This is a genomic window from Geobacillus sp. DSP4a (assembly GCF_013096875.1).
Lineage (GTDB): Bacteria > Bacillota > Bacilli > Bacillales > Anoxybacillaceae > Geobacillus > Geobacillus thermophilus.
The window spans coordinates 26,859-47,273 of record NZ_SDLD01000022.1 but is presented as its reverse complement, the minus strand read 5'-3'; the positions used below and the strand labels follow the sequence as shown (position 1 = coordinate 47,273).

At 48.9% G+C, this 20,415-nt stretch carries 13 protein-coding genes; 3 read left to right on the top strand and 10 right to left on the bottom strand.

The window, feature by feature from the left end:
* Nucleotides 1–64: 64 nt before the first annotated feature.
* The gene (gene gltB / locus ETC02_RS09440; RefSeq protein WP_171698237.1) at nucleotides 65–4,624 is read right to left on the bottom strand and encodes a glutamate synthase large subunit; all 4,560 of its coding nucleotides are present in this window, start codon (nucleotides 4,622–4,624) and stop codon (nucleotides 65–67) included.
* Nucleotides 4,625–4,749: 125 nt separating this feature from the next.
* On the opposite strand from gltB, the gene gltC reads away from it, so the two are divergent.
* Nucleotides 4,750–5,661: a glutamate biosynthesis transcriptional regulator GltC gene (gene gltC, locus ETC02_RS09435; RefSeq protein WP_015374618.1), complete on the top strand. Its 912-nt coding sequence runs from the start codon at nucleotides 4,750–4,752 to the stop codon at nucleotides 5,659–5,661.
* A gap of 199 nt (nucleotides 5,662–5,860) precedes the next feature.
* Here the strand turns inward: gltC and ETC02_RS09430 are convergent, their stop codons facing one another.
* Nucleotides 5,861–6,847: an NADPH:quinone oxidoreductase family protein gene (locus tag ETC02_RS09430; protein WP_171698236.1), complete on the bottom strand. Its 987-nt coding sequence runs from the start codon at nucleotides 6,845–6,847 to the stop codon at nucleotides 5,861–5,863.
* 191 nt (nucleotides 6,848–7,038) lie between these two features.
* Here ETC02_RS09430 and ETC02_RS09425 point away from each other — a divergent pair, with 191 nt between their 5' ends.
* Nucleotides 7,039–7,626, top strand: a complete 588-nt coding sequence (locus tag ETC02_RS09425) for a Uma2 family endonuclease (protein ID WP_171698235.1) — start codon at nucleotides 7,039–7,041, stop codon at nucleotides 7,624–7,626.
* Between the two features lie 237 nt (nucleotides 7,627–7,863).
* On the opposite strand, the gene ETC02_RS09420 is transcribed toward ETC02_RS09425, so the two are convergent.
* The 8 genes from ETC02_RS09420 to ETC02_RS09385 form a co-directional block, all read right to left on the bottom strand.
* The gene (locus ETC02_RS09420; protein ID WP_171698234.1) at nucleotides 7,864–9,216 is read right to left on the bottom strand and encodes an aspartate aminotransferase family protein; all 1,353 of its coding nucleotides are present in this window, start codon (nucleotides 9,214–9,216) and stop codon (nucleotides 7,864–7,866) included.
* Between the two features lie 29 nt (nucleotides 9,217–9,245).
* Nucleotides 9,246–10,712 (bottom strand): CoA-acylating methylmalonate-semialdehyde dehydrogenase, encoded by a 1,467-nt coding sequence (locus tag ETC02_RS09415; protein WP_171698233.1) that lies wholly within the window; start codon nucleotides 10,710–10,712, stop codon nucleotides 9,246–9,248.
* Between the two features lie 284 nt (nucleotides 10,713–10,996).
* Nucleotides 10,997–12,625, bottom strand: coding sequence for a PucR family transcriptional regulator (locus ETC02_RS09410; RefSeq protein WP_171698232.1), 1,629 nt, complete (start codon nucleotides 12,623–12,625; stop codon nucleotides 10,997–10,999).
* Between the two features lie 305 nt (nucleotides 12,626–12,930).
* Complete coding sequence (locus ETC02_RS09405) at nucleotides 12,931–13,161, bottom strand: hypothetical protein (protein ID WP_011230920.1); 231 nt, start codon at nucleotides 13,159–13,161, stop codon at nucleotides 12,931–12,933.
* 79 nt (nucleotides 13,162–13,240) lie between these two features.
* The gene (gene hydA / locus ETC02_RS09400) at nucleotides 13,241–14,656 is read right to left on the bottom strand and encodes a dihydropyrimidinase (RefSeq protein ID WP_033011084.1); all 1,416 of its coding nucleotides are present in this window, start codon (nucleotides 14,654–14,656) and stop codon (nucleotides 13,241–13,243) included.
* A gap of 18 nt (nucleotides 14,657–14,674) precedes the next feature.
* Complete coding sequence (gene preA / locus ETC02_RS09395) at nucleotides 14,675–15,964, bottom strand: NAD-dependent dihydropyrimidine dehydrogenase subunit PreA (RefSeq protein ID WP_171698231.1); 1,290 nt, start codon at nucleotides 15,962–15,964, stop codon at nucleotides 14,675–14,677.
* 19 nt (nucleotides 15,965–15,983) lie between these two features.
* The gene (locus ETC02_RS09390) at nucleotides 15,984–17,333 is read right to left on the bottom strand and encodes an NAD(P)-dependent oxidoreductase (RefSeq protein WP_011230917.1); all 1,350 of its coding nucleotides are present in this window, start codon (nucleotides 17,331–17,333) and stop codon (nucleotides 15,984–15,986) included.
* A gap of 74 nt (nucleotides 17,334–17,407) precedes the next feature.
* Nucleotides 17,408–18,298 (bottom strand): nitrilase-related carbon-nitrogen hydrolase, encoded by an 891-nt coding sequence (locus ETC02_RS09385; RefSeq protein WP_171698230.1) that lies wholly within the window; start codon nucleotides 18,296–18,298, stop codon nucleotides 17,408–17,410.
* Nucleotides 18,299–18,646: 348 nt separating this feature from the next.
* Here ETC02_RS09385 and ETC02_RS09380 point away from each other — a divergent pair, with 348 nt between their 5' ends.
* Nucleotides 18,647–20,155: an NCS1 family nucleobase:cation symporter-1 gene (locus ETC02_RS09380; RefSeq protein ID WP_100659836.1), complete on the top strand. Its 1,509-nt coding sequence runs from the start codon at nucleotides 18,647–18,649 to the stop codon at nucleotides 20,153–20,155.
* Nucleotides 20,156–20,415: the final 260 nt, after the last annotated feature.

The following is a 20,415-nucleotide window of genomic DNA, read 5'->3' as shown; positions in this document are numbered from 1 at the left end:
GGCCCCGCGAAGCCGCGGAGCCGAAGCGGCGTCGTCACTTCGCGGCCAATCGCAAGCCACAGCGTTACTTCGCCACCGCTTGCAGCTGATGGACGCCGCCGACAGCCGCTTTTTTCTGTTTTGCCACCGTTTCAAACGCCGCCATGACAGCTTCTTCGTGCGAAAGCCCGGACTGTTCGAGCGTTTCGATCGTCTCAATCATCAGTTTGTAATTGCGCGGAATAACTTTGACGAAGCGGCGGACGTAATCGTCCCACTCGTCGAGCACCAATGCAGCCCGCGGGCTTCCTGTATAGCGGTAATGGTTTTCGATCATCCGGCGCACGTCGCGAATTTCTTCCTCGTCTTCGAGCCGCTCAAATGAGACGAGCTCAAGGTTGGCGGTTTGCTGCCAGCTGTCTTCATCGGCAAGAACGTAAGCGATCCCACCGGACATGCCGGCGGCGAAGTTTTTGCCAACCGAACCGAGGATGACAACGCGGCCGCCGGTCATATATTCACAGCCGTGGTCGCCGACGCCTTCGACAACAGCATGGACGCCGCTGTTGCGGACGCAGAACCGCTCCCCAGCGCGGCCGCGAATGTACGCTTCGCCGCTTGTAGCCCCGTAAAACGCCACGTTGCCAATGATGACGTTGTCAGCCGCGGCAAACGGCGCCTCATGCGGCGGACGGACGATCACTTTGCCGCCGGAAAGCCCTTTGCCGACGTAATCATTCGCGTCACCGACGAGCTCAAGCGTCATCCCTTTCGGCACAAACGCCGCAAAGCTTTGCCCGGCCGATCCGGTGAAATGGAGGCGGATCGTATCATCCGGCAACCCTTCCTCACCGTAGCGTTTCGAAATCTCGCTGCCGGTCATCGCCCCGACCGTGCGGTGGACGTTGCGGATGGCGAGGTGAAGTTCGACCGGCTCCTGCCGTTCAAGCGCTGGCTGCACCGCCGGCAAAATTTCTGTATGATCAAGCGTCTCTTCCAAACGATGGTTTTGCCCTTTGATGCAAGTGCGCGGTCCATCGACTTGGTACAGAAGACGCGACAGATCGAGATGTTTCGCTTTCCAATGCGCTTTCACCCGCTCGCTTACCTTCAAGACATCGACGCGGCCGACCATTTCGTCGATCGTGCGGAAGCCGAGCTCCGCCATCATTTCCCGCACTTCTTGAGCGACAAAGTACATAAAGTTGACGACATGTTCTGGCTTCCCGGTGAATTTTTTGCGCAGTTCCGGATTTTGCGTCGCCACGCCGACCGGACACGTATCCAAATGGCAGACGCGCATCATGACACAGCCTAAAACGACGAGCGGTGCCGTCGCAAATCCGAATTCTTCGGCCCCAAACAGCGCCGCCATCACAACGTCACGGCCGGTCATCAATTTGCCGTCGGTTTCTAGAACGACGCGGTCGCGCAACCCATTGAGCATGAGCGTCTGATGCGTTTCCGCCAAACCAAGCTCCCACGGCAGGCCGGCATGCTTGATGCTCGTTTTCGGCGACGCACCCGTGCCGCCGTCATAGCCGCTGATGACGATGACATCGGCGTTCCCTTTCGCCACGCCCGCGGCGATCGTGCCGACGCCGGCCTTGGCGACAAGCTTGACGCTGATGCGCGCGTCTTTGTTGGCGTTTTTCAAATCGTAAATGAGCTGGGCCAAGTCTTCGATCGAGTAAATGTCATGGTGCGGCGGCGGGGAAATGAGCTCGACTCCCGGCGTTGAGCCGCGCACTTTGCCGACCCACGGATACACTTTATTGGCCGGAAGCTGGCCACCTTCACCTGGTTTTGCTCCTTGCGCCATTTTGATTTGCAATTCGTCAGCGTTAACCAAATAATGGCTTTTTACGCCAAAACGCCCGGACGCCACTTGTTTGATCGCGCTGCGGCGCCAGTCGCCGTTTTCATCTTTCACATAGCGGGCCGGGTCTTCGCCGCCCTCGCCGCTGTTGCTTTTTCCGCCGATCCGGTTCATGGCGATCGCCAGCGCCTCATGGGCTTCCTGGCTGATCGAACCGAACGACATGGCCCCTGTTTTAAAGCGGCGGACGATCGACTCGACCGGTTCGACTTCCTCAATCGGCACCGGAGGGCGCTTCGAATCGAAGTCGAACAAGTTGCGCAAAAACGTCAACTGTTCTTCATTGGCCAGTTTCGAATATTGTTTATAGAGGTTGTAATCGTTTTTCCGGCACGCCCATTGCAACAAATGGATCGTCTTCGGATTGAACGCGTGATGTTCGCCGTTGCGCCGCCATTGCAGCTCGCTGCCTGCATCGAGCACATCGTCTTCATGCCGCGCTCCGAAAGCGGCTTCGTGGCGCATTTTCGCTTCTTTCGCAATTTCCGCAAGCCCGATGCCGCCGATTTGCGACGCCGTGCCGGTGAAGTATTCCTCAATGACATCGTCGCCGATGCCGACCGCTTCAAAAATTTGTGCGCCGCGGTAGCTTTGCACCGTCGAAATGCCCATTTTCGACATCACTTTGACGACACCGTCAACAGCCGCCTTGATGTACGTTTTCGCTGCTTCCCGGTACGACAAGGCGATGACGCCGTTTTCTGACGCTTGGCGGATGGTCTCGAGCGCCAAGTACGGGTTGATGGCGTCCGCCCCGTAGCCGATGAGCGCCGCAAAATGGTGCACTTCACGCGCTTCGCCGCTTTCGACAAGCAGGCTGACGTTCGTGCGCGTCCCGTTGCGGACAAGGTGTTGATGAAGCCCGCTTACCGCCAGCAACACCGGAATCGCCACATGCGTGTCATCAACGCCGCGGTCGGACAGCACAAGAAGCGCCGCCCCATTTTCGATCGCTTCATCCGCTTTGGCAAACAGCTCATCAAGCGCCGTTTTCAAATCGTCGGTAAACAACGTCGGCAGCACCGCGCACGCAAATTCCGGGTGTGGATTCGCTTTTAACGCCGCCAGTTCTTCGTTCGTCAACAGCGGCGTCTCAAGGCGAATGCGCCGCGCCGCTTTGGCGTCCGGATGCAAAATATTCCCTTCTTTGCCGAGCAGCGTCATCGTTGACGTGACGACATATTCGCGGATGGCGTCAATCGGCGGATTTGTCACTTGGGCAAACAGCTGCTTGAAGTAGTTGAACAAGCTTTGCGGCCGCTCGGACAGCACGGCAAGCGGCGCATCCATGCCCATCGCCCCCGTCGGATCTTTCCCCTCCGTCGCCATCGGCAAAATCGTTTTTTCCACATCTTCAAACGTGTAGCCGAACGCTTTTTGCAGCTTGACAAGCTGCTTCGGCGCTTCGACGTCCTCCGGAATTTCCAGATCGCCAAGCGTGATCATTTGCTCGTTGATCCATTGGCGATATGGCTTTTCATGAGCCATTTCTTCCTTGATTTCCTGGTCAGAGATGATGCGCCCTTGCTCGAGGTCAACCAACAGCATTTTCCCCGGGCTCAGCCGCTCTTTATATAAAATGTTGTTCGGGTCAACATCGATGACGCCGACTTCGGATGAGAAAATAATGTAGTCGTCTTTGGTGACATAATAGCGGGCCGGACGCAAACCGTTCCGGTCCAAAATGGCGCCGATTTGCTTGCCGTCGGTGAACGAAATCGCCGTCGGTCCGTCCCACGGCTCCATGAGACAGCTGTGGTACTCGTAAAACGCCTTTTTCGCCCCGTCCATCTGCTCATCCCAAAACCACGGTTCCGGAATGAGCATCATCGCGACATGGGCCGGCTTCCGGCCAGCGAGAACGAAAAATTCAAACGCATTGTCCAAAATCGACGAGTCGCTGCCGTTCGTATCCAAAATCGGCACGACTTTTTCCAAATCCGCGCCGAACGCTTCGGACACAAATTGTTTCTCGCGCGCCGCCATCCAGTTGACGTTGCCGCGCAGCGTGTTGATCTCGCCGTTATGGATCAAGTAGCGGTTCGGATGGGCCCGCTCCCAGCTCGGAAACGTGTTCGTGCTGAAGCGCGAGTGCACGAGAGCAAACGCCGAACGGAACCGTTCATCTTGCAAATCCAAATAAAACGCATCGATTTGTTCCGGCGTCAAAAGCCCTTTATACACGATCGTCCGGCTCGAGAAGCTCGCTACATAGCACTCGTTGTGTTCCACACATTTTTCGAATTGTTTGCGGATCACATACAGCTTCCGTTCAAACGCCAACTCATCAGCCACGTCATCACTTGCCGCGACAAACACTTGACGGACGAACGGCTTGCTTTGCCGCGCCAGTTTGCCAAGCTTGTCGTTGTCAACGGGCACGGTCCGCCAACCGAGCAGGCGCTGCCCCTCTTTCGCAACGATTTCATTGAATTTCGCTTCGTAATACGCCCGCTTCTCTTCCTGTTCCGGCAAAAAGAACATTCCAACCCCGTAGCGCCCTTTTTCCGGCAAGTTCATCCCACCGCACACCGCTTGAAAGTACTCATGCGGAATTTGCGTCATAATGCCCGCGCCATCACCTGTTTCCGGATCGCTTCCTTGTCCGCCGCGGTGTTCAAGCTGGCGAAGCATATGAAGTGCCTTTTTGATAATGTCGTGCGACGGTTTTCCTTTCAAATGAGCATAAAACCCGATCCCGCATGCATCATGTTCAAATTCCGGGCGATACAGCCCTTGTGCTTCCGGTAATCCGTAGTGTTTCATGCTGCCTTCCCCTCCCGTTCCGAATTGTCTGTAATATTCATTGTAGTTTTCAAAATTAATATAAACAATATATAATTTAGATAAAATCCATCTCTTTTTGCGATCAATCAAAAGGAGGGAGAAAAATGGAGCTGCGGCAACTGCAATATTTCGTGGAAGTCGCCCGGCGCGAACACGTCTCCGAAGCCGCCGACGCCCTCCATGTCGCGCAGTCGGCGATCAGCCGGCAAATTGCCAACCTCGAAGCGGAGCTTGGCGTGCAGCTGTTTGAACGGGAAGGGCGAAACGTGAAGCTCACCCCGATCGGCCGCCATTTTTTGCCGCACGCCGAAGCGGTGTTAAAGGCGGTCGAGGATGCAAAGCAACAAATCGAAGAGTATTTGGACCCGGAACGCGGAACGATTAAAATCGGGTTTCCGACAAGCCTGGCAAGCCACATGATGCCGATGGTCATCTCCGCCTTTAAAGCGGAGCACCCAAACGTCTCGTTCCATCTCCGCCAAGGGTCGTACTATTATTTAATCGAAGCGGTGAAAAAACGGGAGATCGACCTTGCCTTTCTCGGACCGATTCCGGTTCGTGAAATCGGCATTAAAGGAGAAATTTTGTTTTCCGAACCGTTTGCCGCCCTCCTGCCGAACAGCCATCCGCTCGCCCGCCGCGACCGGATCGTATTGAACGAACTGCGCCATGATCCATTTGTAACGTTTCCAAAAGGATACATTTTGCATCAAATCGTTATTGACGCTTGCCACCAAGCCGGATTTTCGCCCAACATTTCATCGGAAGGCGAAGATCTCGATGCCATTAAAGGGCTTGTCTCCGCTGGCATCGGCGTGACCCTCCTGCCGGAAAGCGCCTTGTCGGAAAGCCTTCTTCGCTACGCCGCCAAAGTGCCAATCGAGATGCCGCAAGTAAAGCGCAACGTCGGCATTATCATTTCCGACCACCACGAACTCGCTCCGTCGGTGAAAGTGTTTTACCGGTTTGTGAAAGACTTTTTCGCGGAGCTCGAGCGGTATCAATTGCGGGGGTGAACGCTCCCCCGCCTACGCTCACGTCGAAAAATGGGTTCGAGATCACAAAAAAAAGACGCAGGTGCTTCCCCCTGCGTCTTTCCTTTCTTCTTCTGCACACTTCCCCTTTCCGTCGCCTTCACTCATCAAGGATCATTCAAAAAGAAGATGTGGAGAGCACCAAGTTCGGACGCTGCTTCCGTTCGATTGCGTCCGAACGTCATCCTAACCGCACGACCGTCCGGCCGCGCAGCTCGCCGCGCAAAATGCGCTCAAGCGCTTGCGGCAATTCAGCGAGCGAAATCTCTTGAGCAATCCGCTCCAAATCCGGCTTTAAGTCGCCAGCGAGCCGCTCCCAAATGCGCAAACGCAAATCCATTGGACAATAGACGGAATCAACGCCAAGCAAGCTGACACCGCGCAAAATAAACGGATGGACCGTCGTCGGCACTTCCGCCCCTCCGGTCAGTCCGCTCACCGCCACGGCTCCGCCGTAGCGGATGCGGCTTAACACCGTGGCCAGCGTCCGGCCGCCGACCGGATCGACTGCCGCGGCCCAGCGCTGCTTATCAAGCGGACGAATGCGTTCAGCCGTGACGTCTTCGCGCGTCAACACTTCCTTGGCGCCGAGGGCGCGCAAATAGTCGTGCTCCGCCGTTTTGCCTGTGCTCGCTTCCACCGTATAGCCGCGCTTGGCGAGCATCGACACAGCCAGACTCCCGACGCCGCCCGTCGCCCCCGTGACAAGCACCGGTCCGCGTTCCGGCGTCAACCCATGCTCCTCAAGCCTGTGAATGGACAATGCCGCCGTGAACCCAGCCGTGCCGATCGCCATCGCTTCTTTCAACGTCAACCCTTTCGGCAGCGGAACGAGCCAATCGCCGTGCAGCCGGGCGTACTCGCTGTAGCCCCCGAAATGCGTCACACCGATTTCATATCCGGTCGCGATCACCTCGTCCCCTTCGCGGAAGCGCGGATGTTGCGACGAGACAACCACCCCGGCCAAATCAATTCCCGGCACGAACGGATACGTTTTCACAATTTTGCCGTCCGGAATGGACGCCAATCCATCTTTGTAGTTGACGCTTGAATAATGGACGCGGACAACGACGTCTCCTTCCGGCAAATCATCCATGGATATCGTCTGCACGCCGGCGGTAAATTCTGTTTCGGTTTTGTTGACAACGAACGCTTGAAATACGGACATCATTCTCTCCCTTTCCCATACATTTTTCACTCATGTCATTCGACAACCAAACGCCAGATTCCTTTCTGAACCAAGAAAACCCTCGCTTCCGGTTGTCAGCGTAGGCGGGTGATGAATAAATGTCTCATGAAAGTCCTTCCTACACTTCCTTGACTTCTTTATGTTAAACTGTAAACAAACATATCTTTAAGATGAAAGAAGGTGAAACAGTGGGCAATACCCCTGACTTGAACAAAATTTACACGTACGCTGACTGGAAAACATGGGAAGGCCGCTGGGAACTGATAAATGGAAAAGCCTATAATATGACACCTGCTCCATCTTCGGAACATCAATTTGCCGTCGGAGAATTGTATTTTGCTTTGCGCCATTTTTTCCAAAACCAACATTGTTATGTTTTTATGGCGCCGTTTGATGTATTCCTTAGCAAAAATGAAACGTATGAAACCCCTGATGACATTGTCCAACCCGATATTGCCGTGATTTGCAATAAAAAACAGATTGTCCAAAAAGGATGTTACGGGGCGCCTACACTGGTTGTTGAAGTCTTGTCACCTTCAACCGCTTTAAAAGACTACAACGAAAAATTTTACACGTACCAACACTATGGCATTGCAGAATATTGGATCGTCGATACGGCTAACAAAATGATTCATGTATACCATTTGCACGAAGGAGCCTATCAACGGCATGCCACATACGGGCAACAAGACACGCTGCATTCCGCACAATTTGAGGACTTAGCTATTCCACTAACGTATGTATTTGGATGGAGTTAAAACGGTTCTGACCATTCAGTGTTCATGATCGATCTTTCGTCAAACGCACAGGAATCGATGATCGGGCAGCCGGCTCTAAGGCAGATGTCTAAGAATCTCCCATCTCGAAGAACAAGCACATAGGCGGGAGAACGTCCAACCCTAGCGACAGCGGCCTGCTTCTATGTTTTTCCGAATGTCTGCACGAAGGCAAACAAAACGCCAGCCTGTCGATCCGGCTGACGTTTGTCGTTCTTCTTATTGAATGACCGCTAGCGCCCCGCTCAAGACGCGGACCACAAACGAAAGTTCATCATCCGTGATGCAAAGCGGCGGCGACAGCGTGAGTACGTTGTTGTATCCGGCGACTGTCGTTCCGTTTTTGCCAATGATGAGGCCGTTTTCTTTGCATCGATGGATCACTTGATTGACAAGCGACACATCAAGAGGCTCTTTCGTCGCCTTGTCAGCGACAAGCTCAATGCCCACAAGCAGCCCTTTGCCGCGCACATCGCCGACATACGGGTGGCCGGCTAGGTTCGTTTTGAGCTCATCAAACAGCCGTTCCCCTGCCTCGCGCGAGCGGTCAAACAGCCGCTCTTCCTCCATAATCTCGATATTTTTCAGCGCCACCGCGCACGAAGCCGGGTGGCCGCCAAATGTATTGACATGGCGGAAGTAGTCGTATTCATCCGTTCCCTTGAACGCTTCATAAATCTCTTTTCGCACCGCCGTTGCCGCCAGCGGCAAATACGCGCTCGTAATGCCTTTTGCCATCGTGATAATGTCCGGCTTGACGCCGTAGTGTTGAAATCCGAACGCCGCTCCCGTCCGGCCGAAGCCGCAGATGACTTCATCGACAATAAGCAAGGCGCCGTGTTTCTCACATACTTCTTGGACCGCTTTCATATACCCGTCCGGAGGAATGAGCACACCGCCCCCGGTGATGATCGGCTCCATAATGACCGCCGCGACCGTTTCGCTCAATTCCCACGTCATGGCGTCGTCAATGGCTTTCACCGCCCGCAGCTGGCGCGGGTTTTCGGCTGAATCGGGGTCGCGGTACACATCCGGCGGCGGCACGTGGATGAACCCTGGCGCGAGCGGTTCGTATTTGTATTTCCGTTGCGCCTGCCCGGTCGCTGAGAGCGCCCCCATCGAGTTGCCGTGGTACGCCCGGTAGCGGGAAATGATTTTGTACCGGTGATGCTCCCCGCGTTGCTGATGGTATTGGCGGGCGATTTTAAACGCCGTTTCGTTTGCTTCCGACCCGCTGTTGGAAAAGAAAATCACATACTCATCGCCTAACAGTTCGTTAAGTTTTTCCCCGAGCCCGATGGCCGGCAGGTGGCTTTGCGTGAGCGGGAAATACGCCAGCGTCTTCAGCTGCTCATACGCCGCTTCGGCAAGCTCCTCGCGCCCATAGCCGACGTTGACGCACCAGAGCCCGGCCATCGCATCCAAATACTGGCGTCCAGCTGCATCCGTCACCCAGCAGCCTTTCGCTTCGGCCGCAATCAGCGTTGCTTGTGGGTTATATGGCTTCATCGAATGCCAGATATATCGGTCGTCTTTGTCGAGCCACAGTTGGTGGGGTTGTTCAGTTTGCATGATTCTCTGCCCCTTTCACCCAACACAGGTTAAAAATCAAACCGGGAAGTAATCATCTTTTTGCGCGTGTAAAAATTCACGCCATCTTTTCCATTCACATGAAGATCGCCGTAAAACGAATCTTTCCAGCCAGAGAACGGGAAAAACGCCATCGTCGCCGGCACGCCGACGTTAATGCCCAACATCCCCGCATCGGCCTCTTCACGGAATTTCCGGACGGCCTTCGCATCCTTTGTATAAATCGTCGCCCCGTTCCCATACCGAGACTTCCGAATATAGCTGAGCGCTTCATCTAAATCATTGGCCCTCAGCAAACTTAATACAGGTGCGAAGATCTCTTCTTTGGCGATCGTCATATCCGGGGTGACATAATCAAAAATCGTGGGACCTAAAAAATTGCCTTCGGGTCTATCATCCATTTCCTTTCGCCCATCGCGCAGCAATACCGCGCCCTCTTCAATCCCCTTCTGAATGTAGCCTAGCACCTTTTCACGGTGAGACTGCCGAATGACCGGGGTTAATAACACTTCCGGATCCATACCATTCCCAATAATCAACTCATCCGCTTTTTGTTTCAACCGACGGACGAACGTTTCGTTTTCCCCGACAATCACGACTGCACTGCAAGCCATGCAACGCTGGCCCGCGCTGCCAAACGCTGAGCTGATCACATGTTGTACGGCCGTCTCTACATCCGCATCTGGCATGACAATATGATGATTTTTCGCCCCCGACAACGCCTGCACTCGTTTGCCTTGCGCTGCTGTCCGTTCATACACATACTTGGCCACTGGCTGTGAACCGACAAATGAAATCGCACGAATATCCTCATGATCAATCAAGGCGTTGACCACCTCATGCGCTCCATGAACGACATTGAGCACTCCAGGAGGGGCACCTGCCTCCGTAAACAGTTCTGCTAACTTATTGGCCAAAATGGGCGTCCGTTCCGATGGCTTCAATACAAACGTATTGCCGCACACAATCGCCAACGGGAACATCCAAAGCGGCACCATCATGGGGAAGTTGAACGGAGTGATCCCTGCCACAACTCCCAACGGATAACGAAACATTTCCGAGTCAATCTCTTCCGCAATATTCGACAGCGATTCCCCCATCAACAAAGTCGGAGCGCCGGCCGCAAACTCCACGCATTCAATCCCCCGTTGAATTTCTCCGTACGCTTCTTTATACGCTTTGCCATTTTCCTGTACGACAAGCTCCGCTAATTCCTCATGATGCTGGTTTAACAAATGGTGAAATGAAAACATAATCCGCGCTCGTTTGGGAACAGGGACATCTTTCCACGTCACAAACGCTTTCTTGGCTGCTTGCACCGCTTGATCGACATCCTCTTTGGTTGAGATCGGAACACGCGCCAACACTTCCCCAGTCGCCGGGTTCGGGACTTCTAGCGTTTCTGTGCCACTCGATGCCACCCACTGTCCGCCGATATAGTTTTTGAGAACCGTTGTTTCCGGTTTGGTGATGGACATCAGATTCTCCTCCTTATTCCTATCTTTGTTCATGATCTAAATATTTTGTATTGTTACACAAAATTATCCTCCAGTTTTTGATTGCCTTCACTAGACAAAGCGTAAAAGCGATTAGCCTATTTATTCCACAATGTGACCAAATTTTGAAAATGTGCGCGCCTTGGACTGAGATTTTCATGTCGGTGGAGAGCAAAAAATTGCTCATGGATGTTTTTACGAAAGAAATCCCCCTAGAAGCCTACGGCATCTTCTGCTTTTCGCTTCTCAGGGGGGAGATTTCTTACTTACAATCTTCGCAACCGATCATGCTGCACATATTTGTTTTCCATACTTTGCGATTGTAAATATTCATATGCCTTGATCATAAACTCAATAGCGAGCCGTTTTTCCGGATTCATAAAATCCTCTCCTAAAATCGACTCTAGTTTTTGGATTCGATGATACAGCGTTTGCCTAACGACAAATAGTCTTTGTGCGGTTTCTTTTTTTGAACCGTTACACGCCAAATATACCTTTAACGTTTCCAACAAGTTTCCATTATATTTTTCATCGTATTGAAGAACAGGCTCTAAGTATTCCATGACAACTTCATACAAATCATTGTATTTATGAATAAGGGAAATAATTCGATAGATATGCAAATCCTCATAAAAACAGCTATTGGCTCTGCCGCCAAGATGATGTTGAATTTTGATCGTCTCTAAAGCCGTCCGATAACTTTTGTCCATATGAGAAACATTTTCGATAAATTTTCCGACCCCGACAACAAATTGAGGTAATTTCTTCTTTTGAATATAATCCGATTCAAGCAAAGAATTCAGTCCTATTTTCATTCGACTTTTCCATGTTTTCATTTCCCTGTTATTGATCATAATAAATACGATGCTGCTGTGAAAATCGACAGGAAATGTCGAAAAACCTTGTTGTTCAAAAATCGTCCGGCATAGCATTTTAAAATAAATCATGTCTAAATTCGAGCATTGCTTCATTGAAGATTTAAAACGGACAACAAGCACTGTCCCTCCTTTTGGATTTGGCTCTGCCCCATACTCAGCCAAATAACTAAACACATTTTCAATGGGATGCTCTCCCTCTAGCCAGCTTTTCAACCACTCATTTTCTTCTACTCTCTTTTTTTCATCGACATACAAATCACGAAGCAGATGCTGTGCCAGCGCAGTTGCCGTACGATCCAAAATCAGCAGATCAAATTCTCTGATTTCCTTTCCGGTTGACACAATGGATAGCTCGGCATATTCATTCCCAAGAAATTGGATCGGTTGGGTGGCCACTCTTTTCTTGGAAGCTGCGTTGTCGTCAACTATCAACTGTTCTTCCTTAAATGTTTTGCTGTATTTAGGAAATATCTCCACCTCTCTGCCGTTTATTTTAAAAACTACTTGATGTCCCGAATAGTGGTGCAATAGTTTTAAAATTTCACTATAATGATCCATTGAAAGTAATTTTTTGTTTAATTGCTGTGAATATGATTCTAGTCCGGAGATGATTTCATAGTGTTGGTTAATTAAATAAGTGTGGATGTCTTGGGTGATCTCAACGAAAGGCACTTCTTTAAGAAAGAGAATGATCGGAAAGTGATGCGCATTCGCTAAATCGATTACTTCTTGCGGAACAGAAGGAGTATGCATACCGATTTCAATACATAATCCCGAAGCGTCACAGTTGATAAGCTGTTCTACAAACGATCGAAACAGTTCCTTATTTTCCTTCCATCCTACCCCAGTAGATAAAATCAGCTCTTTTCCGTTTAACAGATGATGGATTTTCGCAACTTCGACAACATGCACCCATTTTACAGTGCGGTTGAGCCCATTATGCCCTGCAACCACTTCAACATGTTCAAAATGTTTCCGCTTTAGAATATCAGAAACCGTTAATGTAGGAGTCTTCATACACTTTGTTTCACTCCCCTTACACCAATCATGGCAATACCATTTTAATTTAGGTAGCGTAAACGGTCGCTCCTGCTTCTATCACAAATTTTTATGTAACGGCTTGGCTATATATGGCCTTCTACGTTTCATTATACAGAAAGCAACATCATCGATCGCGTTTTATGTTATGAAATGTGACATTCATTTAGGCGATTCGCGCTCTGTTTCATGAAAACCAAAGCGCCGGCCCTGCCTCTATAATGATTGAGGATATATAGAGGAACTCGTTCCGGCGCTTATCGCGATGTGCATCATTCTTCTCTCTATTCGTGGTGTTTTCTGAGCTGGCGGATTAATAATGACGAAAAATATTTGCGTGCATCAGCGTTTGTAATATGCAGTGTTTGGATATCTCTTGTTTCTGACAAAGAGTCTTCTTTCTCAAATTCAACAAACGATCCGCTTAAATTTTCTTTTACGCTTTTCATATAGTATCCTTGTTCAATTAAGTAATCGATCTTTTCTCGCTCACGTAGAAACTGATGGTAAGTCATCACACACCCCCCGCTTCTCGTCGTGACCCGCATCCTTACCGCCAGGCACAGCTTGTTGGTGTTCAATGATTTATTTACGTTAGGACATTTTCACCACATCTTGGTCGGCCATTAGCGCCCCATATTTCGCGCGTTTAACATATTGGCCGTACCCCGGTTTCCCGACAAATTGTTTATCACGTACCACAAATTCTCCTCTACATAAAACCGACACAGGTTCCCCTGTTACTTTCATCCCTTCAAACGGATTATAATCCACAGCCATATGGTGTGTTTCGGCTGAAATCACCCGTTCAACCGTTGGATCAAAAATGACTAAATCCGCATCCGCACCGACGGCAATGGTTCCTTTCTTCGGGAATAGACCAAACAATTTGGCGATTCTTGTTGATACAATATCAACAAACTGGTTGAGGGTAATTCTCCCTTTTTTCACTCCTTCACTGAAAAGAATACTCACCCGATCCTCAATAATAGGACCACCATTTGGGATTTTGGTAAAATCTCCCCTTCCTAATTCTTTTTGGCCTTTAAAATCAAATGAGCATTGGTCAGATCCGAGCGTTTGTAGCTGGCCGTTTTTCAAGGCATTCCATAGCACTTCTTGATGCCATTTCTCACGAAGCGGCGGTGACCATACATATTTAGCACCTTCAAAATTCGGCTTTTCTAAATAGGACTGATCGAGCACCAGATACTGGGGACAAGTTTCGCCCCATACATTCAACCCCTTATGGCGCGCTTCAGCAATTTTCTCTACCGCTTGAGCACACGATACATGAACGACGTACAATTGCGAACCAGCGAGTTCTGTCAATTGACAGGCGCGCCCCGTCGCTTCTCCTTCTAGCTCTGGAGGTCTCGTTAATGCATGATAAATCGGATCAGTATGCCCGTCCTCCAAGGCTTTTTTCGTTAAATAGTCAATCACGTCTCCATTCTCGGCATGCACCATGACAAGCGCTCCGAGTTCTTTTGCCGCGACTAGCGTCCGATACAAGGTTCCATCATCAGCTTGAAACACATTTTTATACGCCATAAATACTTTAAAGGAGGTAATTCCTTCTTCTTCGATCACTTTTGGAAGCTCTTCAAGCACATCGTCCGTTATTTCACTGATCATCAAATGGAACCCATAATCGATCACCGCTTTCCCCGTCGCTTTGTTATGCCAAGTTTCAATCGCTTTTTTCAGGGGCTCACCTTTATTCGTTAAGCAAAAATCAATAATGGTCGTCGTCCCGCCAAATGCGGCGGCAATCGTCCCCGACTCAAAGTCGTCTTTTGTCACAGTGCCGCCAAACGGCATATCTAAATGGGTGTGCGGATCAATGCCTCCTGGAAACACATAACAACCTGTGGCATCAATCACTTCCGCTCCGCTCTCATCTAAATTTCTCCCGATTACTGCAATTTTCCCATCTTGAATGAGGAGATCGGCTTCATATATATCTGTAGCGGTGACAATTGTTCCATTTTTTATCAATTTTGTCATCATGATACCCTCCTTCATTTATAATGATTTGATATCCACACTGCAACCGCTTAGCCGGCCAAGGGCCACTTGCCGTTCATTCCATGTCATCGGGGGATGTTCGCTTGGCACTTCGACCATCTCAATCGCTCCGTCAACCGGACAGACGATGGAACATAAATTGCATCCTACACAATCTTCTTCGCGCACTTTTAAATATTCTTTTCCGTTTTCGTCTACGAGACGCTCAATGCATTGATGGGAAGCATCTTCACAAGAAATGTAGCACTTATTGCACTGAATACAGTGCTCACGATGAATTCGCGCCACAACCTTATAATTGAGGTCCAAATCTCCCCAATCAGAATACTTTGACACTGATTTCCCTACAATATCCATTACGGAAGCAATTCCTTTTTCATCAAGATAGTGATTCAACCCTTCAATCATATCCTCGATAATCCGAAACCCATGGTGCATAACCGCCGTGCACACTTGAACTCCTGTCGCTCCCATTAACATAAACTCAACGGCATCTCTCCAATTGGAGATCCCGCCAATTCCCGAAATCGGAATGCGGATACGCGGGTGTCGCGCGCATTCGGCCACCATATTTAAAGCAATGGGTTTTACTGCTGGACCGCAGTATCCCCCGTGCGCCCCCTTTCCTGCTACATGTGGAATCGTATTCCACGTATCTAAGTCCACCCCCATGAGACTATTGATTGTGTTGATCAAACTGATGGCATCTGCCCCGCCTTGGGCAGCCGCTTCAGCGGTCGCCGTAATATCGGTAATATTAGGAGTTAATTTAACAATGACAGGGGTGCGTGCCACCTCTTTGACCCAATATGTTTGTCGTTCGACCAATTCTGGCACTTGACCTGATGCCGATCCCATCCCCCGTTCCGCCATTCCATGCGGACAGCCAAAATTGAGTTCCAACCCATCCACGCCCACATCTTCTACTCGCTTCACAATCTCATGCCATTTTTCGCGCTTGGGCTCGACCATCAAAGAAGCAACGACAGCCCGGTCAGGAAAACGTTTTTTCGTCTCATAAATTTCCTTTAAATTTTCCTCAAGAGGACGATCCGTGATTAATTCAATATTGTTAAAGCCCATGACTCGCTGTCCGTTAAAACTGATTGCCGCAAATCGGGACGATACATTCAAAATAGGTTCCCCTAATGTTTTCCATACCGCTCCTCCCCAACCCGCCTCAAATGCCCTTTGCACTTGATACCCCGAATTGGTGGGAGGGGCGGAAGCGAGCCAAAATGGATTGGGGGACTTGATTCCCGCTAAGTTAATGCTTAAATCAGCCATTGCCGTTCCCTCCTCTCATTTAGGCCGTTTCGCTTACTGCCTTTGTCAAATATCGATGAATCCCGTAAGCTGCTTCCTTCCCTTGCTGCGCTGCCACCACCACCATCGCTTCGCCTTTTCCTCTTTCAAAAATCACATCCCCACAAGCAAACACCTTCGGATTCGACGTTTGATAAGTTTCAGGATTCACCTTGACTACGCCATGATCATGCTCTAATCCAAAAGCTTCAATCAATTCGATATGGCGCTCTTGCCCAATGGCTTTAATGACAACATCAACCGGCATAATAAATTCCGATCCCTCAACCGGAAGAGGGCGGCGGCGGCCATCAGCGTCTGGTTCTCCCAATTCCATCCGAACGCATTCAACATGAGTAACCTTGCCCTTACTGTCGCCAATAATCCTTTTGGGTGCTGTTAGCCAGCGAAATTCGACACCATCCTGTTTGGCAAACTCATACTCAAATTCATAAGCTGTCATTTCTTCTTTCGTCCGGCGATATAAAATTTTTACATTTTCCGCTCCTAGACGCACCGAACAGGTAGCTGCATCAATCGCGGTATTTCCCGCACCTATCACAACTACCCTTTTCCCCACCAGCCGATCAGTCAACGGTTTTGTTTTCGTCTCTTTAATCAACTCAATGGCATCATATACTCCGTCCAAATCTTCTCCCGGGATTCCTAACTTTGGCACTTTCCCCATGCCAACAGCTAAAACAACAGCATCATAATTTTCTAGGAGCTCGTTTACTTCAATATCCTTACCAACCCTTGTATTCGTGCGGATTTGCACGCCTAAGCTTTTGATTTGATTGACTTCCCACAACGAGATATTTTGAGGGAGGCGGAAAGAAACAATGCCATACGTGTTTAGCCCGCCTGCTTGGTTCTCCGCTTCAAAAATGGTCACTTCATACCCAAGACGAGCTAGTTCTCTGGCCGATGATAATCCAGCAGGGCCGCCGCCGACAACCGCCACTGTTTTTCCATTTTTTCGTCCCGCTTGGAATAATACTTCTTTATTTCGGATCGCCCAATCGGTCGCATATCGCTGCAATTTTCCAATCATAATGGGTTTTGTAGAATGATTTAAAACACAAGCCCCTTCACATAATTCCTCTGTCGGACACACTCTTGCACAACTGGCGCCAACCGGGTTTGACAACATAATGGTTTTCGCTGACCCTTTTACATTCCCAGAAGCAATTTTTTTGATAAAAGCGGGGATATCAATCCCTGTCGGACAAGCTCGAATACAAGGAGCGTCATAACAGTACAAACATCGATTCGCTTCTTCCATTGCTTCTCGATCTGTCAAGCCAGGCTCTACTTCTTCAAAGTTCTTTTCCAAACGTGATTGCTCCATCTCCATCCCCCTCCACGCGTCATTTTTAAAGAAAGGGAATAGAGTCATTCCCTCCTCCCCTTTCTCGCTGCTTTCTATGGAAGTAAAGCCGTCATTTCACTATAGGTTTCCGGACGACGATCACGGTAAAATTGCCAAATATCGCGCACTTCCCGAATCATCTTCTTATTCATAACGCCAATCACCACTTCATCTTGATCACGGCTGCCCATGGCCACAAAGTTCCCTCTAGGATCAACCAAATAAGACTGCCCGTAAAACTCTCCCATGTTCCACGGTGCTTCATATCCAACCCGATTGATGGCAGCCACGTAATAGCCATTGGCAACGGCATGAGCCGGTTGTTCCAGTTTCCATAAATATTCGGAGAGACCTGCTACCGTAGCGGATGGATTGAACACAATTTCAGCGCCTTTTAGTCCTAAAATTCGCGCTCCCTCTGGGAAATGACGGTCATAACAAATATAAATGCCGATCTTGGCAAATGCGGTATCAAATACCGGATAGCCTAAATTTCCAGGCTTAAAATAAAATTTTTCCCAAAATCCACAGCCCTCGTTTCCTACCCCGACATGCGGAATATGCTGTTTGCGATACTTTCCTAAGTAGGTTCCATCGGCATCAATGACAGCTGCCGTATTATAGTAAGTAGCAATTCCTTCCCTTTCATAAATCGGTAGAACGATCACTACCCCCAGCTGTTTTGCTATTTCCTGAAACATTTTGGTCGTCGGACCATTTGGAATTTCTTCCGCCGCCTCATACCATTTTGTATTTTGCTCGGCGCAGAAATAAGGGCCATAGAAAATCTCTTGCAAACAGATGATTTGTGCTCCCCGATCTTTTGCCTCCTTGACAAGCTTGACGTGCTTTTCAATCGCCTTTTCCTTATGAACCTCGACCGGCTCGTCCCCATGCACATTATGAGAAGCTTGGATCAAACCAATGGTCACTTGATCAGCCATGCTCCAATCACTCCTTCTTCATTTTATCTGGTTTCACAATTAGGCTGAACTTTAAGAATATTCTACATAGTAAATCACCAGCTTTTCATTATACACTTTGTTAAATAATAGAAAACATTGATTGTTCACTATGTAAATTTCAGCGAAATAAATATACAGCTAGACGAAGTTGCTCCCTAGGTATTGAGAACATCAAAATGTGAGGAATAGTTACACATTTTACATAATGAATAGATTTCTCTTTTTCTTATTTGACAAATCGTATAATGAAAAATTTACATAGTATAGATAGAATTTTCTTAAATTTCTCTTTTATACACTGGATTTTTAAAAAAAAGGGGGATATGAATGAAAACACAAATTGAACACAATGGGATTGTGGTCTTGACGGAGGAAGCCGCACAAGAAGTCAGTGGAAGTCCTTTATGGAATGATGACTTGCGTCCGACAACAAGGCAAGAACATTCATGGAAAGGAATCAATTTTGCTACATTGTGGATTGGAATGTGTTTATGCATTCCTTCATACACCATGGCCAGCGGCATGATTGCTTTAGGAATGAACTGGTGGCAAGCTGTTGGTACCATTTTTCTGGGGAACGTGATCGTCCTTATTCCGATTTTATTAAACTCTCATGCAGGAACAAAATTCGGGATTCCTTATCCTGTGTTTGCCCGGCTTTGGTTTGGAGATAAAGGCGCCCATATTCCCACTTTAGCCCGGGCCCTTGTAGCAGCCGGATGGTTTGGAATCAATACGTGGATCGGAACAGAAGCCATTGACACATTACTCATGGCATCATTCTCTTCGTGGGGGAATTTACCGGGACATACAGCCATCGTATTTGCATTATTTTGGATCTTAAATATCAGCATTGCTTATAGAGGCCCAGAAGGCATCAAAAAGCTAAGCGCAGTGGCTGCACCTGTTGTCGGGATTTCTTCCATCATTTTGCTCATTTGGGCATTTACGAACGCCGGAGGATGGGGACCGATTTTAGAGACTCCTTCTAAGTTCGAAACAACCGGTGAATTTTTGAAAGTCTTTTTCCCTTCTTTAACTGGCGTCATCGGCTTTTGGGCCACATTGGCATTAAACATCCCTGATTTTTGCCGATACGCACAGAGTCAGAAATCACAAATGGTTGCCCAAAGTTTATCCTTGCCTATTACAATGACTGTTTTTTCATTTATCGGAATTGCCGTAACCTCAGCAACCATTGTGATTTTTGGTCAAGCCATTTGGGATCCCGTGCAGCTGTTAGCTAAATTTCCCCCATTTGTCATTCTATTAGGGACTATTATTATTGTCATCTCTTCTGTAACTATTAATGTGGGTGCCAACGTGGTTGCCCCTGCCCGAGCGATCGAAAATTTATATCCGAAGCGAATTACATTTGGAATTGGCGCGATTATCACAGGACTATTCGCTATTTTATTGCAGCCATGGTATATTATGTCCAACTTTGGGAATTATATATTCGGCTGGCTTGGCACATACGCCGCTTTGCTTGGACCCATTGACGGCATTGCTATTGCGGACTATTGGCTCGTTCGCCGAAGACAGTTGCACTTAAAAGAACTGTACAAACCGAATGGCCGTTACAATTATGCAAATGGGTTTAACAAAAACGGAGTGTACGCACTGATTGTGGGAGTCGTTATTCCTGTACTTGGTTTATTCATACCGCCACTTCGTTTTCTTTGGGACAACGCGTGGACATTTGGATTGTTCATTGCGATTGGTGTCTACACCTACTTAATGAAAAACGACCAAAGCGTATTAAAGGAAGGCGAGTATGAACAAATCACCCTTTTCGATTCAAAACATAACAGTCCGACAGAAATCGCAAAATAATGAATCATTTACACCTAAACAGCCTATCGATGACAGAAGGCAAGCAGTGTTACTGGTTAAACGCTGACATCGCCCTCCCACGAGGGCGATGCCTTTTTGCAGGAAGCTGCTATTTTCCCTTGTCAATCCTGCCCCCAACCTTATCTACGCTTGGCATGCAAACATGACAACTTTTCGAACTTTCCACGGCATCTATTATATCGACAGCGACTACGTTATATACTGACATTGAGAATGATTTCACAAGTTAGGAGGACTTA